General features: G+C 43.9%; 15 protein-coding genes. 13 read left to right on the top strand and 2 right to left on the bottom strand.

All coding sequences use genetic code 11. The features are described from left to right. Positions 1 to 17: 17 nt before the first annotated feature. The 13 genes from ABEQ74_RS02155 (at position 18) to ABEQ74_RS02095 (ending at position 13,906) form a co-directional block, all read left to right on the top strand. Complete coding sequence (locus ABEQ74_RS02155; RefSeq protein ID WP_430118974.1) at positions 18 to 896, top strand: carbohydrate ABC transporter permease; 879 nt, start codon at positions 18 to 20, stop codon at positions 894 to 896. Between the two features lie 36 nt (positions 897 to 932). Next, positions 933 to 2,087, top strand: a complete 1,155-nt coding sequence (locus ABEQ74_RS02150; protein ID WP_430118972.1) for an efflux RND transporter periplasmic adaptor subunit — start codon at positions 933 to 935, stop codon at positions 2,085 to 2,087. Positions 2,088 to 2,131: 44 nt separating this feature from the next. Then, positions 2,132 to 3,472: an ABC transporter substrate-binding protein gene (locus ABEQ74_RS02145; RefSeq protein WP_430118970.1), complete on the top strand. Its 1,341-nt coding sequence runs from the start codon at positions 2,132 to 2,134 to the stop codon at positions 3,470 to 3,472. Positions 3,473 to 3,581: 109 nt separating this feature from the next. Beyond that, positions 3,582 to 6,500, top strand: coding sequence for a hypothetical protein (locus tag ABEQ74_RS02140; RefSeq protein WP_430118968.1), 2,919 nt, complete (start codon positions 3,582 to 3,584; stop codon positions 6,498 to 6,500). Between the two features lie 273 nt (positions 6,501 to 6,773). After that, positions 6,774 to 7,199, top strand: a complete 426-nt coding sequence (locus tag ABEQ74_RS02135; protein WP_430118966.1) for a disulfide oxidoreductase — start codon at positions 6,774 to 6,776, stop codon at positions 7,197 to 7,199. Positions 7,200 to 7,570: 371 nt separating this feature from the next. Next, positions 7,571 to 7,831, top strand: coding sequence for an SDR family NAD(P)-dependent oxidoreductase (locus ABEQ74_RS02130; RefSeq protein WP_430118964.1), 261 nt, complete (start codon positions 7,571 to 7,573; stop codon positions 7,829 to 7,831). Further along, positions 7,818 to 8,240, top strand: coding sequence for a hypothetical protein (locus tag ABEQ74_RS02125; RefSeq protein ID WP_430118962.1), 423 nt, complete (start codon positions 7,818 to 7,820; stop codon positions 8,238 to 8,240). Before ABEQ74_RS02130 ends, ABEQ74_RS02125 begins: the two co-directional genes overlap by 14 nt. Positions 8,241 to 8,515: 275 nt before the next feature. Further along, entirely contained in the window at positions 8,516 to 9,208 is a 693-nt protein-coding gene (locus ABEQ74_RS02120; RefSeq protein ID WP_430118960.1) for a response regulator transcription factor, read from the top strand. Beyond that, a complete protein-coding gene (locus ABEQ74_RS02115) occupies positions 9,201 to 10,319 on the top strand; it encodes an ATP-binding protein (RefSeq protein ID WP_430118958.1) in 1,119 nt (372 codons plus the stop codon). The genes ABEQ74_RS02120 and ABEQ74_RS02115 overlap by 8 nt, the downstream gene beginning before the upstream one ends. Before the next feature lie 26 nt (positions 10,320 to 10,345). After that, a complete protein-coding gene (locus ABEQ74_RS02110; protein WP_430118956.1) occupies positions 10,346 to 11,038 on the top strand; it encodes a stalk domain-containing protein in 693 nt (230 codons plus the stop codon). A gap of 155 nt (positions 11,039 to 11,193) precedes the next feature. Further along, a complete protein-coding gene (locus ABEQ74_RS02105; protein ID WP_430118954.1) occupies positions 11,194 to 11,808 on the top strand; it encodes a DUF421 domain-containing protein in 615 nt (204 codons plus the stop codon). A 182-nt stretch (positions 11,809 to 11,990) separates the two neighbouring features. Further along, positions 11,991 to 12,992, top strand: coding sequence for a zinc-binding dehydrogenase (locus tag ABEQ74_RS02100; protein WP_430118952.1), 1,002 nt, complete (start codon positions 11,991 to 11,993; stop codon positions 12,990 to 12,992). A 56-nt stretch (positions 12,993 to 13,048) separates the two neighbouring features. Next, positions 13,049 to 13,906, top strand: coding sequence for an AraC family transcriptional regulator (locus ABEQ74_RS02095; protein WP_430118950.1), 858 nt, complete (start codon positions 13,049 to 13,051; stop codon positions 13,904 to 13,906). A 75-nt stretch (positions 13,907 to 13,981) separates the two neighbouring features. On the opposite strand, the gene ABEQ74_RS02090 is transcribed toward ABEQ74_RS02095, so the two are convergent. Together ABEQ74_RS02090 and ABEQ74_RS02085 are read right to left on the bottom strand one after the other, a co-directional pair. Further along, the gene (locus tag ABEQ74_RS02090; protein ID WP_430120867.1) at positions 13,982 to 14,122 is read right to left on the bottom strand and encodes an IS3 family transposase; all 141 of its coding nucleotides are present in this window, start codon (positions 14,120 to 14,122) and stop codon (positions 13,982 to 13,984) included. 66 nt (positions 14,123 to 14,188) lie between these two features. Beyond that, the gene (locus tag ABEQ74_RS02085; protein WP_430118948.1) at positions 14,189 to 15,190 is read right to left on the bottom strand and encodes an arsenic resistance protein; all 1,002 of its coding nucleotides are present in this window, start codon (positions 15,188 to 15,190) and stop codon (positions 14,189 to 14,191) included. Positions 15,191 to 15,193 lie beyond the last annotated feature (3 nt).

Here is a 15,193-nt window from a genome sequence, read left to right as displayed (position 1 = left end):
AGGTGGAGCGAAGTTCCGTGCGAGTCGTCCACATATTGAAAAAAAGTGTATTAACATTCGTCTTGGGTGTTATCGCCATCATCTTGATATCGCCTATTGTGATTACATTCACTAATTCATTGATGACAGAACAGGAGATTCAGATCAATTACGGTCTCATCGGTCAAATGAAAGAAGCGATTCCAGGTAGAGACGGTTCTTTTGCAAATCTGAAACTGATTCCGGACAAGGTGTCTTTCGCACAGTATGAGAAGGTATTCATCGACAACCCGAAGTATCTGACGATGTTCTGGAACTCCGTGTTCATGGTGGTGCCGATCATTGTGGGTCAGACTATCGTGGCAGCACTGGCTGCTTATGCATTCTCCAAGTTGAAATTCCGTGGCCGGGATTCGATGTTTCTTGTGTATGTCATGACGATGCTTATGCCATTCCAAGTCACGCTGGTACCCAACTATATTATGGTCGATAAGCTTGGCATGCTGAATAGTACGGGCGCCATCATTGTTCCTGGCATATTCGCAGCGTTTGGCGTGTTTATGCTAAGACAATTCATGCTGGACATTCCCTACGCCTACATTGAAGCTGCCAAAATAGACGGCGCCGGACATTTGCGGATCTTCATAACGATGATTGTTCCGATGATCAAGCCGGGACTGGCGGCACTTGTAATATTGCTGTTCGTTGATTATTGGAACATGGTGGAACAACCGCTTATCTTTTTGGACGACCCGTTCAAGCAGCCGTTGTCCGTCTTTTTATCCAGGATCACAGATAGCGAGCGAGGGATTGCCTTTGCTGCATCGATGCTCTATATGGCCCCAATGTTGATGTTATTTTTGTACGCCGAATCGTATTTCATAGAGGGTATTCAATTGTCAGGTGTTAAGGGGTAACTTTTCAGGGCGGTTTTTAGGAGGAGAAGAAAGGATATGGAGCTAGGAAAAGGGTTAGCTGACCAAAGACGAAAGCGAATCCTTCAATTGGTGTTCATGGGTTTTATGGGGGTGTTGCTGCTGTTTACCTTGTTCAGTAACACGCTGCAGTCGTTGACCTTGCCCAAGGTGACCACGGAACAGCCGAAACAGGGAGGCATTGCGCTATCGATCGAGGGAAGCGGAATACTTCAGCCGATCGCCGAAGCTAAGCTATCCAGTTCAAACGACTGGAAGGTTCAGCAGATTCACATAAAAGAAGGTGAACGTGTGAAGAAGGGACAGAAGCTTATCGCTTATGACAACGTAGCGGCAAGACAAGAAATCGAACTTGAAGTAACAAATCTGGATAAGCAAAGAATCGAGCAGCAAAATCTTCAAGATCAGTTTATTCAATCATCCATTGAAGAAGATGAGCTTAAGCTGCGCAGTGCAAAACGTGAAATTGAAAAAGGGAAACTTGATATTGCAACGCAGGAACGCAAGATCAACGAGATGAAAGAACGGTTGGCAAACGATCAGGTGCTTACCGCTCCCTTCGACGGTATTATTACGAAGCTGAATGCGGTAGAAGGACTGGCATCTGCGGGCGAGCCGGATATCATTGTTTCAAATAGCAGTCAAGGCTATAGGTTGGACGTTGGTGCGGATGCAAAGCGCTTGTCCAGCATGGGGTTATCCGTTGGAGAGCGGATCGAAGTAGAGGTACACACAGATAAAGAGCAGCAAGCAAGTATCATTGAAGGCATCATTGAAGAAATCACCAATGCGGAGCCGATGATTGAGGGGGCAACCGAAGGAGCGGAGACGGTAACCGTCCCTCAAAAGATGATTCGTATTAAACTCATCAACGCCAAGCTGAAGGGAGGTGAGCAGGCTCGGATTAACATCGAGAAAAGCTCTCTCGATCAAGGGCTGCTTGTTTCTAATGAAGCTATTCATCAGGACCGGGAAGGCATGTATGTTTTTGTAGTCGAAGAGCAGCCAGGTGCACTCGGTAATGTTTTTGTCGCCCGAAAAGTCAACATCAAGTTCAGCGAGCGGAATGACAAAGAAACGATGATCCAAACGGATAGCATCTATGAACAAGATAAGATCATTCTGAAAAGCAGCGAGCCTCTGCAGGATGGTAACCGGGTTCGCTTGGAATAGTGAGGCGGCATTGTAATCAGAACAGAACAGGAGGAAATCAAACGATGAAAAAATGGCTTCTACTTATTTCTATGGGCGCTTTAATCGCGAGTTTAACCGCTTGCGGCTCAGGAGAAAGCGGGAACGTGGATAAGTCCGCAACGAAAGAGGGAAAAACGGTGCTTACCCTGTCACTGACAGAGTCGACTCCGTTCTATCAAACGCTGGAAAAAAAGTTCGAAGAGAAATACCCGGATATTGACCTGCAGATCCATGCATATAAAAGCATGGGTGAACAATGGGGACCTGGGGAATTCGAGAAGTATCGTACTGCAACGAATACAGCCATGTTATCGGGCAAAGGGATGGATATCATTGAAGTTGGCGGCTTGCCTGTTAAAGAATATGTGAGCAAAGGTTTCCTACTCAATATGAATGATTTGCTGGAGCAAGACCAGACACTCCATAAAGACGATTTGCAAATGAATATTTTGGACGGTCTGAAACTGAATGACGGGGTGTATACCATCCCTTTGGGATACTCCTTGAGAGTATTGGTTAGTAATGGGGACATGCTGGGTAACGCCAATGTGGCGTTCGATGATAAAACCTGGGATTGGAAGGAGTTCGAGAAGGTTTCAAAGGAAGTTATCCAAAAGGCAAAGGAGAGCGGTACCGATGAGATTTATGCATTAGCGTCCTACCCGCCGGAATACCTCTTTCAGGAGATGCTTTATGAAAACTACGCTGCATTTGTTGATACTACAGCCAAAGAGGCAACGTTCGACTCTCCAGAATTTGTGGATTTGCTCCAGCAAGCCATGAAAATGAATGATGACAAGATCATTACATCCGATGAAGCAAAGCCGGGCAATCAATTGTTCAGTTCCACCCCGATTATGTCACCGCTTAATTTTATCGAAGGCCCTTATATGCTATTTGATCATCCAAAGATCATGCTGTTACCCAGAGCTGGAGAAACCGCAGGTCAAAAAGGCGCGAGGGTTTTTACATCATCCGGGTTCGCTATCCATGCCAAATCGCCAGCACAAGAAGAAGCTTGGAAGTTTATTTCCTTCCTATTGTCTGAAGAAGCACAATTACTGCAGGAAAGAGAAGGGTTCTCGATGCTTAAATCCGTGAATGAAAAGCTGATCAATGACCTTCAGGAAAAAGTGGGGAACGGCGATTATAAACTTCCGAATGGGCAGCCGGCCAAAGTATCTGACGAACAATTCAACGTGTTTAAACAAATTGTTCAGTCCGCGGATCAATACGTGGATCTAGACAGTAAAGTGATATCAATTGCCGGTGAAGAGTCTCTGGCGTACTTCAGCGGACAGAAAACGGCAGAAGAAGTGGCGAAGCTGATCCAGAACCGGGTCACCACCTATTTAAACGAATAGGAAGATCATCCAGGAAGCAGCCCACATTTGTGCGCTGCTTCCTAATTATACAGAAGAGGGACAACGGAGAATAGGCTTTTTGATTTTCTTTTTATACAGGAGGTACATTATGCACGGACCAAAAAAGACATGCGCGGTCATCATGCTTAGTGCAGCGATGTTAAGTCATGGGTTTGTCCTTGATGCGTATGGGGCATCCGCAACAGGCTACTCTGTTTCTAAATCAGCAGCTGCAGTCGCGTCCAGCCTGGCACTAGATAAACTGGGCTCGGTTATATTGAAGCAGAACGTCAGTGTGAGGCTTACGGGAATGGAAATTTTCACTCAGCCAGACGGGAATATTCTCGTCTATACGCTTCGTTATAGTAACAGCAGTGGCAGTAGAGTAGATCTTATCGATTATTTTTCCCAAGTCTCTACGCCAAGCGGGGCAACGGGAACAGGCAAGAAAGTTACGAGTGACGCTGTTAAACGAACGGTGCCGGCGAACAGCAGCCTCTCCGTGACGTATTATGTGAACGTTGGAAAATCAACTAAGGTAAACGGGACCAAGGTTTCCCTGTTCGGATGGGATTTTGACAGCGCGAATTATCAGAAAAAACTGGGGCAGATCACAGTTCCGGCCGATTACTCTTCGGTAGTTCCGATAGGCAAGAGCAAGAAGATCACGATGAATCATCTTCCGGTTACGGCCAAGGCGGATACATTGCAGAGGTATACCATCAATGGAAAAGTATATATAAAATTAGGACTCAGGCTCACGAATGGAGGAACCAAGGCACTAAGTGACCCCGGGTATAAAGCATATCTGAAGTCGGCCGGTGGCTCGGTATTTGAGCTTATTACCGATTCAGCCAGCACTGGCTACAAGCTTCAGCCTCAGGAAAGCAGCGTCATCTCCTATTGGTCGGAGATCCCTTCCACGATAAAGACGAATGGCATGACACTGCAGCTGGCGCAGGAAGACGAAGCCTTGAAGATACATCTTCCAGTGCAAACGTTCAAGCTTCCGGCGGCTGCCACAGATATTGCTGTAGCTAAGGGCAAAAGCGCAAAGCTGATTATGAAACAGCAGCCAGTTACGGTCAAGGCAGAGAGTGTGAAACGAATGAAGCATAATGAAAAAGTATATTTGAGAGTGGGGATTCAATTTGCAAACGGAGGCAAGAAGGTACTGAGTGATCCCGGATATAAAGTGCAACTGAAGTCAGCCGGCGGCTCAGTATTCGATCTTATGCCAGAGGATGAGACAGGGGGAAGCTTCAAGATCCAGCCAGGACAGAAACGAACGATTTATTATCTGGCAGAGGTACCGTCCCAACTTAAAACAGAGGATATGACGATGCAATTCACACAGAAAGATGAAGCTTTGAACATGATGCTGCCTGTAAGAACCTTCAAACTTCCGGCCATTACCGCTGATGTGCCTGCGGCGGACTATGCCATCCAAAAATTATCGGTGAACCATCAAACTATGGAGACGCAGCTGAAATATGCTTCCGTAGCTGGTGAGAACGATATCGGTAAATGGAACCTTCAATTCCGCGTTAAAAACCTTGGTGATAAATCATTGAAGCTGCCGGCATTTGAAGTTTCTATCCTCACGGATGAAGGCTACAACATCCCGGTAAATACGAAAGCATTTGATAATGTTACATTGAAGCCGCTGGAAGAGAAGCTCATTGATCTCAATGCTGATGTGCCTTTGCATATGAAACAGAATAAACTGCAATTGCAATTGACAGAGCCTGCTATGGAGGGGAAGATCAGCTTCCCTACAGCCCACTATAAAATCCCTTATGTTCCGGAAAGTAAAAGTCATCTGGGTATAGAAAACATCATCGAGAATGTATATGGCACATTCGGTGTCAAACTAAGCTCATATCAGCGGTTGCCGCTTGGAGATGTTGATCAAATAGTAGCCCAAATCACTATTCGCAATACCAAATCATCGACTGTACAGCTGCCTGAACTCAAAGCAACAGTTAAGGCAGGAATGCGTGATCTCAGCAGTACGGCTCAAATAGTCATACCTAATGATCAATCAACTCTGGCACCGAATGAAACCTTGGAGCTGTATGTACTTGCCAATGTACCGTATTCCTATTCATACAATCAATTCAAGGTCGATCTTCAGGAAACTTCAGGCGAGGAAAATCACAAATTCCTGTCGCTGAATACCAATTCGCTCAACACTGTTATGAAACAGGTAGCTGCCGGTGAGTCTTATCTAATCCATACGTCCGGTAAGAAAGCGGAGGTACGCGAACGCCTGACGACCGTTTATCAAGATCATAGTTCTAACTTAATTTATACGGAATTGGAGATGACGAGTCAGGAATCACGCCAATCCAAGCAGGCGCAGCTTGTTGTATACTATAAAACACCAGAAAACGAAATATTTGAGGCTGAGATCAGCCAATCATCGGATAAAACAAGTCCAAAAGGAAAAAACCTGGTAACCGTTTGGAGCAAAATTCCAAAGAGTGTGAGTCCTTCACAGCTTGTATTGTATGTCGGGGAAGGAGTATCTAACGGAAAGATGACAGATATAGGTGAAGAATCAACAGGATCCATTAATACCGTAGGTTTAGCACTTAGCCCTAGAATTATAGAGCCAGCAACGAATCTGCAAAATGTGGATTTGTTTCCGTACCATCTCACCATAACAAGAGGAGAAGGTACACTTAGCGCAGGGAAAGATATGCTTAATACAATTTTTCACTATAATCTCTCTCGGAACGGAGACTACGAGACAGGATCTTATGACCATAAACTCATCATGGAGCTGATTGATCCAACCGGACAGTCCACAGAGAAAACATTAACACTCGGAACCGATTTGACAATCGGCAACAATAAGTCATATTCCATTAACCTGAATAGCAACTTCAGTAATATCACAAGTGGAGGCGCAATTCGAATCAATCTGTATGATGAGTTTCAAGGGCGAAGAATGCTGCTTGGAAGTCAAAGCTATCCATTTAAATATGACGAGGACCAGGTCAAAAGAACGGATAGCGATTAATCAGATCAGCGACATGCATAATACATGCTATTAAAAGATAACAACCCTGAGGATATTTTTCAGGGTTGTTTTTATGTTATAAACATTTTCGCACAAGGGATCCAAGCTTTCACGTAACTCTTGAATAGTCCAAGTAAATGAACTGATCCAACATAGCCCGAAAGAGCCATTTTCATATATAGACATCTAAGAGAAAATGAGAGAAAACCAGATTAATAGTGATTATATCTCTTACAGTGGTTAGACAAAGATAGAAGGGAGGAAGATTGAAAGATGAATAAAACGGGAATTTGGTTGTTTTTTGCATGGACTGTTTCTGCTGTGGCAACTAGCGGAAGTTTGTTTCTTAGCGAGGTTTGGCATTTTACGCCATGCGTCTTATGTTGGTACCAAAGGATCTTCATGTACCCATTAGTTATAGTATTGGGAATTGCAGCATATCGTGAAAAGACGGACATTGTCCCGTACATCCTACCCCTTGTCATTATTGGTGGAGGTATATCTACTTATCACAGTATCATTCAAAAACTTCCCCAAGCATCAGATAGTGCAGCATGCGGACCGGTGTCCTGCTTGAATGACTACTTGAATTGGTTCGGCTGGTTGACCATACCGATGCTGGCATTTGCTGCGTTTGTACTCATCGCTATTGCTTTATTGCTGGCTGTGCGCTCGCAGAAACAACAAACAAACCAGTAAAGAAGCTGCAACTATATTTATATCAAAGATAGAGCCGGGTTTATTTACATATTATTCCTCTAATGCTACAATCCACTTATCTAAAGCGAATGGAGGGTTACGTGTGATTGATTCTTCCCGATAAAGAAAACCAATTCAATTACTGGTTTCTTATCTTTTTTATTCTGCCTGTATGCAGAGTAATCGGGAATAGTCTGTCCATGTGCCCCTACAGGAGTTTAAGTGATCCCAACCTTTCTCCAGCCGTTCAGGAGTTGGTTTATTTCTTTATGGTTACTTATTTGGGCGTATAGAGACATATATATCCGATTATTCTAAGCACAGGCAACCCATGTCTGTGTTTTTTTATTTGTCTGAGGGAGAGGATGGCATTGACAAAACATAATCGTATTTGGTTCATTACCGGTGCAAGCAAGGGGCTGGGATATACCTTCACCCGTGCTGCCTTGGAGGCAGGTGATCGGGTTGTAGCAGCGGCCAGGACCATTAGCACTTTGGATACGTTAAAAGAGAAATATCCTGACTCACTACTGCCTATGGAGCTTGATGTTAGGAGTAGGGAATCGGTTTTTACAGTAGTGAAAGCAGCGGTCGAACATTTCGGGAGATTGGATATCATTGTTAATAATTAAATTTGCATTGGAAGGATTAAGTGAGGCATTAGCTAAAGAGGCTGCTTCCTTTGGAGTAAAACTTACCATGGTCGAACCTGGGGGATACTGGACGGATATGTATACAACGATGAGCTTAAGTCAACCCATCGAAGCTTATGGACCTCTTCGGGAAGAAATGACTAAACAATATTCGGAAGGTTCTGTAGACAGCGATCCCCAATTAGCAGCTCAAGCACTCTTAAAGTTGATAGAAAGTGATGACCCGCCTTTACGTCTGATTCTCGGCAGTATGGTATTTGATGTAGCGATTAACACTTACAAAGAACGTATTAACATTTGGAAGCAGTGGGAGACGGTCAGCCGTGCTGCTGAAAAAGCGATTCCCGCACCTGAAGGGTACGGAGAATTCGAGGGAGTACAACCATAGCTCTTATTATATGACAGTAACAGCCGGCCTAAGGGTCGGCTGTTTTCATTCCAATCTTAACAATCATGACGAGAGATGAATTTATATTTTGATTTAGCTGGTTTGTTATTTTTAATAACTCTTTAAGGAATCTAAAAGAATTTTTAATATATTCCATGTAAGCTAACAGTCAAGAGGTGCTAACCAGCTTTAGGGAATGATTAACAACCCTCCTTCGATTAACCTTAAGTTTCACAATAAATATGAAATAAGGACCTAGGTAGAGGATGGATATGATGAAACGAATTACAATACTTATTGCGGACGATGAGGCGGAAATAGCGGATTTGATCGAGCTCCATTTGAAAAAGGAAGGTTATTATGTACTTAAAGCGGGGGACGGACAACAAGCGGTACAAGCAGTTCAGACGCATTCCGTTGATCTGGCAATATTAGATATTATGATGCCCAAACTTGATGGTTATGAAGTTATCCAACAAATTCGGGGAGAGAGTCAGATGCCGATCATTTTCTTAAGTGCTAAAACGTCCGACTTAGATAAAGTTACTGGGCTGGTGAGAGGTGCTGATGATTATATGATAAAGCCCTTCAACCCAATGGAGCTGATCGCCCGCGTGAATGCCCACCTCCGCCGTTATATGCAGATGAGTCAGGCAAGTTCCGGCCAACCCGCACTTGAATCAGGAGGGGTGGTCATACATCCTGATCAACGTATGGTGACCCTGTACGGCGAAACGATCGAGCTGACGCCTAAAGAGTTTGACATTCTGTATTTACTGGCAAGTTACCCGAAGAAGGTATTTAGTACAGAAAATATTTTTCAACATGTATGGGGTGAGGCCTACTATGAAACAAGCAACACCGTTATGGTACATATCCGGACATTACGGAAAAAACTACATGACGATACGAACAAAAACAAGCTGATCAAAACGGTATGGGGGGTAGGCTATACGTTTAATGGCTAATTTGATACGGAGCTTCCGTTCCAAAATGATCGTGCTCTTCGGATTAAGCATGCTCATATCCGGAATCCTCATGTTCGCACTATATAAAATATTGCAATATTATTACCGTACACAGGTCAAATTCGAGGATCCGCTAGCTTATGTTCGCTTGTTCATAAGGGCGGTTGGTGATATTAATTTTTTTCTGATATTTTTTATTCCGTTGGCGGTTTTGTTCTTCTTCTTGTTAACAAAGCCTTATGTTGCTTATTTCAATGAGATTTCCTTGGGGATTCGCCATCTCGCCAGCGGCGATTTCGATAAGCGGGTTTCGGTTGCCTCACGGGACGAGTTTGGAGATATTGCGGCAGATATCAATTTGACCAGGGAGAAGCTGAAGCAAGCAGTGGCCAGAGGAGATTTTGCCGAGAGCAGCAAAGATCACCTGATATTGAATTTGGCCCATGATTTGCGTACACCGCTGACTTCGGTTATCGGTTACCTGGACTTTATTCTTAGGGACGAGTTATTGACTCATGAACAGGTTCGGCATTATACGGGCATTGCTTATGCAAAGTCGCGTCGGCTGGAGAAATTGATTGATGAATTGTTTGAAATCACGAGATTGAATTATGGTATGCTTCCTGTCGAGAAACGACCGATCGATTTAAGTGAGTTACTTACACAGTTAGGCGAAGAATTACTTCCTCTTTTTGAGAAAAATAAGCTGGAAGCAAGGCTGCACGTTACTCCGAATCTGATTATTTCAGCCGATGGTGACTTGCTGGCTCGGGTGTTTGAGAATTTGTTGACCAATGCCACTCGGTACGGCAACGATGGTAAGTTTGTAGATATTCATGCTTTTCTCGACGGAGAAGATGCCGTAGTTCAGGTGATCAACTATGGCAACCCCATCGATCAGAACGAGCTGCCGCATCTATTTGATATGTTTTATACCGGTGATAAATCCCGGATTCATCAGGAGGGCAGCACTGGCCTCGGCTTATTTATCGCGAAAAATATCGTGACGCAGCATAATGGGACGATTAAGGCTGAGAGCAGCTTGATTCGGACTTTTTTTGAAGTACGGCTGCCGCGAGGAATGCAAATATCTGATTATAGGTATGAGTGATTAAGGAAGGGGGGCTTATTGGGCTTTTGCGAAAATATGTATTGGCATTGATAATGTTCGGTGTGTTGGTGGTGATGGGCTTGATCGCTTACGGTGCTAGCACCTCGATCGATTTTGTGACTTCAAGTAAATTTGTGATTAATGGTAAGTCTTTCAGGTTTCCTGTAATAAACTACAACGGAAATGTCTACGTCCCACCTCGCCTTGTTGGTGAAAAAATGTATGCCGAGGTTGATTACGATGAGAACAAAGAATTAATCACGATAAAGCAGCAAAGTTTAGAATACGATGACATCGTTGAGGCACCTATTCCATCCATTGCTTATAAGAATAAGTATAAGGATGGTACCGTATGGTTGCAGGAGATTCCACTGCTCCAGGGAAGCTCTTGCTGGAATGGATGCTTGGATGTGACCCAACCGATCGGGAAGTGGTTATCTGAAGCTCAGTATCCGCCGGTCCGCGTGAAGCCTGGATCCGATATTGTTATAACTTATCCAGCTGGAATGGAACCCGATAGAATGACGGTTTTCAACGTTGTTGAATTGGGCAATGGAGCGGAGCAGTCTGTGGAATTAGTGGTCCTTCATAATCGCGTGCAGCTACCGAAGGAACCGGGTATTTATCATATTTTAGTTAATTCAGATTGGGAGGCAGGGTTTACTTCTTATGCTTTTGCTATACATATAACTGACATTAATGGTCTAAATGAGAAATGACGGTGGGGAACAGCGATGTCAATATGGCGGAACTTGTAACGCCTGCTCGGTGCACATCTGATTCATTTGCTTTACAGTCGGCAGATTTTAACGAATAAATGCTGTATAAAGTGTACAGAGTAAAGGGTACTTGAAAAGAAAGGACATATGTTCTTATGAGTCAATATTGGGACGAGATTTGGAAATCACTTGTATTAATTACATTCGGGATGATGTTGCTTCGTATAGCCGGGAGAAAATCCATATCGCAGATGACCATTCCGACAACGATTACCATGATTTCCATTGGTACCATCATTGTTCAGCCCATCGCTGAAGAAAGTATACTCCTTACTGGCGTTGCCGCAATCGCTTTTATATCAGTCTTAATATTTGTTGAGATTTTGCAGGTTCGTTGGAATCGCTTTGAGAAGTGGATTAAAGGGCCTGCCATTATTGTTATTGAAGGTGGGCAATTAGAGGAGCGTAATTTAAAAAAACTGAGATTAACCGTGGATGCTCTGGAGATGAAGCTGCGGTTGCAAGGGATATCGAAAATAAGTGATGTTAAGACTGCGACGATTGAACCAAACGGCCAACTTGGTTATGAACTTCAGGATTCGGCCAAACCGGTAACCGTCTCGCAATTGGAAAGCCTCTTATCCAAATACTTCAACGTTACAGAGGATGGAAGTGAAGCTGCAACCCCCAACTTGCCTAATCAAGAAACAACCTTATTTAACGAAATAGAAGAAGGAGATCAACACGTAGCGAACAAACGGCTTCAGTAGTCTTCAGCACAACACCGTGGAACCACATCTGCACAATTTCTAATTATCTTACCTATTGAAGTTGTTACGCCTTCTGATTATTTATCAGAAGGTTATTTTTTTGTGGCGAAATTTACATGCACCCACGCCCGCTATACAATGAACAAAAGAGCTTAAAGTTCAAGAGAATGGGAGGAATTCAATTGAAAGCAGCCATTCATCATGGTCGCAGCGGGCTTGACGGACTTCGGGTAGGTGAAATGAATATGGAAGAACCAGGACCCGGTGAGATCAGGGTCCGTTTGAAGACGGCCGGACTAAATCACCGTGATCTATTTATCATGAAGGGTCGAAGTTCATTGGATCCGCCGCTCATTCTGGGTTCTGACGGTGCAGGCATCATTGATGCTGTGGGTGAAGGAGTGGATGGATGGGCTGTCGGCTCAGACGTCATCATCCTTCCGACGATCGGTTGGAATAAAACTGAGGAGGTACCGTATGTACCGCAGATCCTTGGCGGACCTACGAACGGTACATTTGCAGAAACCGTCGTAATTCCAGCGAAGAATGTCTTCAGCAAACCGGAATACCTGAGCTGGGAGGAAGCCGGAGTACTGCCATTATCCGCATTAACAGCCTATCGTGCGCTGTTCACAAGAGGGAAGCTCCAGGCTGGGGAACATGTGCTTATCCCGGGTATAGGAGGGGGGGTTGCTACCTATGCCATGCTCATGGCTCAAGCTGTAGGCGCTGTCGTCAGCGTCACTTCCCGTAACGAAACCAAGCTTGAAGAATCGCGCCGCTTTTCTGTGCATAGAGCTTTGTCCAGCAGTGGGAATTGGAATGAAGATCTGAAAGGGGAGAAGGTGGATGTGATCCTGGATAGCATTGGACCAGCTACATTCTCTAAATATTTGGATGTGATCAAGCCAAATGGGCGGATTGTCAGCTTTGGAGCCAGTTCTGGTGACTCGGTAGAGGTTTCGTTGAGGGCTTTATTTTATCCACAGCTTTCCTGGATCGGGACATCGATGGGAAGCCGTGAGGAGTTTGGAGATATGCTAAGGTTCATGGAAGAGCATGCCATTCGGCCTCTGATCGACCGGATTTATCCGCTGAATGAGACCGCGGAAGCATTCCGCCGGATGACGGCTGGCGAACAGTTTGGTAATATCGGTTTGGATCTGACTTTTTCGTGCACATAATGCACGGTATTCATTTCATATCTGGAATAACATTTATCTTAAAGGGAGGGTGGACGATGGATTGGCTGGACAGAATGAATAGCGCCATGGAGTATATAGAAGCAAACCTGGCTGACCATATCTCATACGATGAAATAGCTCAGAGAGCCTGTTGTTCGACTTATCACTTTCAACGAATGTTTCCGTTTATTACGGGAGTAACATTATCTGAGTACATTCGACGTCGACGGTTGACACTGGCAGCATTTGAACTGCAGACAACAGATATAAAGGTTATTGATGTTGCTATGAAGTATGGATATGATTCGCCAGAGGCTTTCGCACGGGCGTTTAAGATTCTTCATGGGATCATGCCGATATCTGCGCGCGATAAAGGTGTTTCCCTAAAAGCCTATCCTCGTATGTCCTTTCATATTTCAATTAAAGGAGATATCGAAATGAATTACCGGGTTGAACAGAAAAGTGAGTTTGAGATGTTTGGTGTTTATGGACTAATAAATTCGGATAGGAAAATAGCTTTCTCTGAAGTGCCTGAATTCCGCAAACAATGTGATCATGATGGCAGTGTTGTCCTAATGAACGAATTACTCGGACGCTTTAGTAATACTGTATTGCACGCTGCATTATATGATCAAGGAGGAGAATCTTTTAAGTACATGATATGTTATCATCTACCTAAAGGACTTGAAATCCCGGAGAGATTCACAAAACTAGCTGTCCCAGCATTGACATGGGCTATATTCCCGGAACCGCATTGTGAATTGCAAAAACTATGGGAGCGAATATATTCGGAGTGGTTTCCGACATCTGAGTACGAACAGGTTGAAGGCCCAAGTTTCGAAATGTATTACGGGCGTGCAGGTTATGAAACTGGGGAGATATGGATACCAGTTCAATACAAAGGCAAAGCTTAACCTGAATAACAAGAATATATTAAAGCCGCATAATTGGTCATACCCCTGTCAAGTAGACACGAATAAAAAGACATCTTAAGCTGCGACCGCTTCTCGGAACTCAACCGGGGAGCGGTCGTTTAGTTTTTTCTGAAAACGCTCATTGTTGTAGAATAAGACATATTCATGAGTGGCCCGTTCCACATCCGGGAAAGTTTGCGGGTGAACTAGATAAATTTTCTCGGTCTATAGATGCGAAAAGAATGACTCAATGGCAGGCATTGTCAGAGCAGAAGGTGTATTTTAGTTTTTATCAGAATTTTCACCAAAAGCGGTGTCTCTTAGAATCACATTTGGTATGACGTGAATATAGATCAACTCTCCCACGAGCTCAACAATCGTTTGTGTAACGATAATTGCTGCTACCAGCGTACTCCAATTCTCGGGCAAAGCTAGGGCAAGCGGTAGAACTACAAGAGAATTACGAGTTCCTGCACTAAAAATGACAGCTCTTCCCGACCTAATATCCAGTCCAAACCACTTGACAATAAGGCGAGAAATAAACGGCATGATGAACATGAAAGCTATATAGATAGGAACAACTAAGATGATGGTATCCCAGTAGACGGATAGCTTGCTGATTTGTGAAGATACAATTATAAAAAGTGTGAGAGCCATCAATGGGACAGGAATCCAGGCAGACACATCCAGTAGTCGCTGAGCACCGTTTCGTTTTTTTCTAGAGAACAGTTGTAAAACGACTGCCAATAGAAGCGGTAATACTATAATGGTAAGAAAAGCTTCAACGAAGGGACCAGGATTAACAATGTCAGATGCCTTATTGCCCATAAACATCCACAGATAAGCAGGCAATAGAAGCATTTGTGTCACAAAAAGGATAGGCGTTGATAGAAGCATTGCCTTTTCATTTCCCCGGCCCAGATGAGTAAATACGATAACATAGTCAATGCAGGGTGTCAGTAAAACAAGATAGACGCCCAGTAATACAGGTGATTGCTGAGGCAATAACTGAGATAATAACCAGACGATAATGGGTACCGCGATATAATTTGCCGTTAGTATAGCAAAGATAAATCGCCGATTTCCAAGGGATTCTTTTATGGACGTAAAGGGGATCTGAGTAAACATGCCAAACATTAAAACACCTATAATGACTGAAATGAGTATTTGATGATCTAAATTTGACATCAGTGCCGGATATAATAAGCCAAGTGCGGCAGCTGCGACCAAAGTAGATACATAAATCCAAATCTGATTTTGTTCCAGTTTTTCTCGAGTTATCAAAGA

This window comes from Paenibacillus solani, from assembly GCF_050475945.1.
Classification (GTDB): domain Bacteria; phylum Bacillota; class Bacilli; order Paenibacillales; family Paenibacillaceae; genus Paenibacillus_AQ; species Paenibacillus_AQ solani_A.
This window is presented reverse-complemented; position numbering and strand designations above follow the sequence as displayed.

Coding starts and splice junctions, on each gene's coding strand:
- ABEQ74_RS02115 (WP_430118958.1), top strand. CDS start 9,201: ATGGCTAATTTGATACGGAGCTTCCGTTCCAAAATGATCGTGCTCTTC.
- ABEQ74_RS02105 (WP_430118954.1), top strand. CDS start 11,194: ATGAGTCAATATTGGGACGAGATTTGGAAATCACTTGTATTAATTACA.
- ABEQ74_RS02120 (WP_430118960.1), top strand. CDS start 8,516: ATGAAACGAATTACAATACTTATTGCGGACGATGAGGCGGAAATAGCG.
- ABEQ74_RS02135 (WP_430118966.1), top strand. CDS start 6,774: ATGAATAAAACGGGAATTTGGTTGTTTTTTGCATGGACTGTTTCTGCT.
- ABEQ74_RS02095 (WP_430118950.1), top strand. CDS start 13,049: ATGGATTGGCTGGACAGAATGAATAGCGCCATGGAGTATATAGAAGCA.
- ABEQ74_RS02150 (WP_430118972.1), top strand. CDS start 933: ATGGAGCTAGGAAAAGGGTTAGCTGACCAAAGACGAAAGCGAATCCTT.
- ABEQ74_RS02140 (WP_430118968.1), top strand. CDS start 3,582: ATGCACGGACCAAAAAAGACATGCGCGGTCATCATGCTTAGTGCAGCG.
- ABEQ74_RS02145 (WP_430118970.1), top strand. CDS start 2,132: ATGAAAAAATGGCTTCTACTTATTTCTATGGGCGCTTTAATCGCGAGT.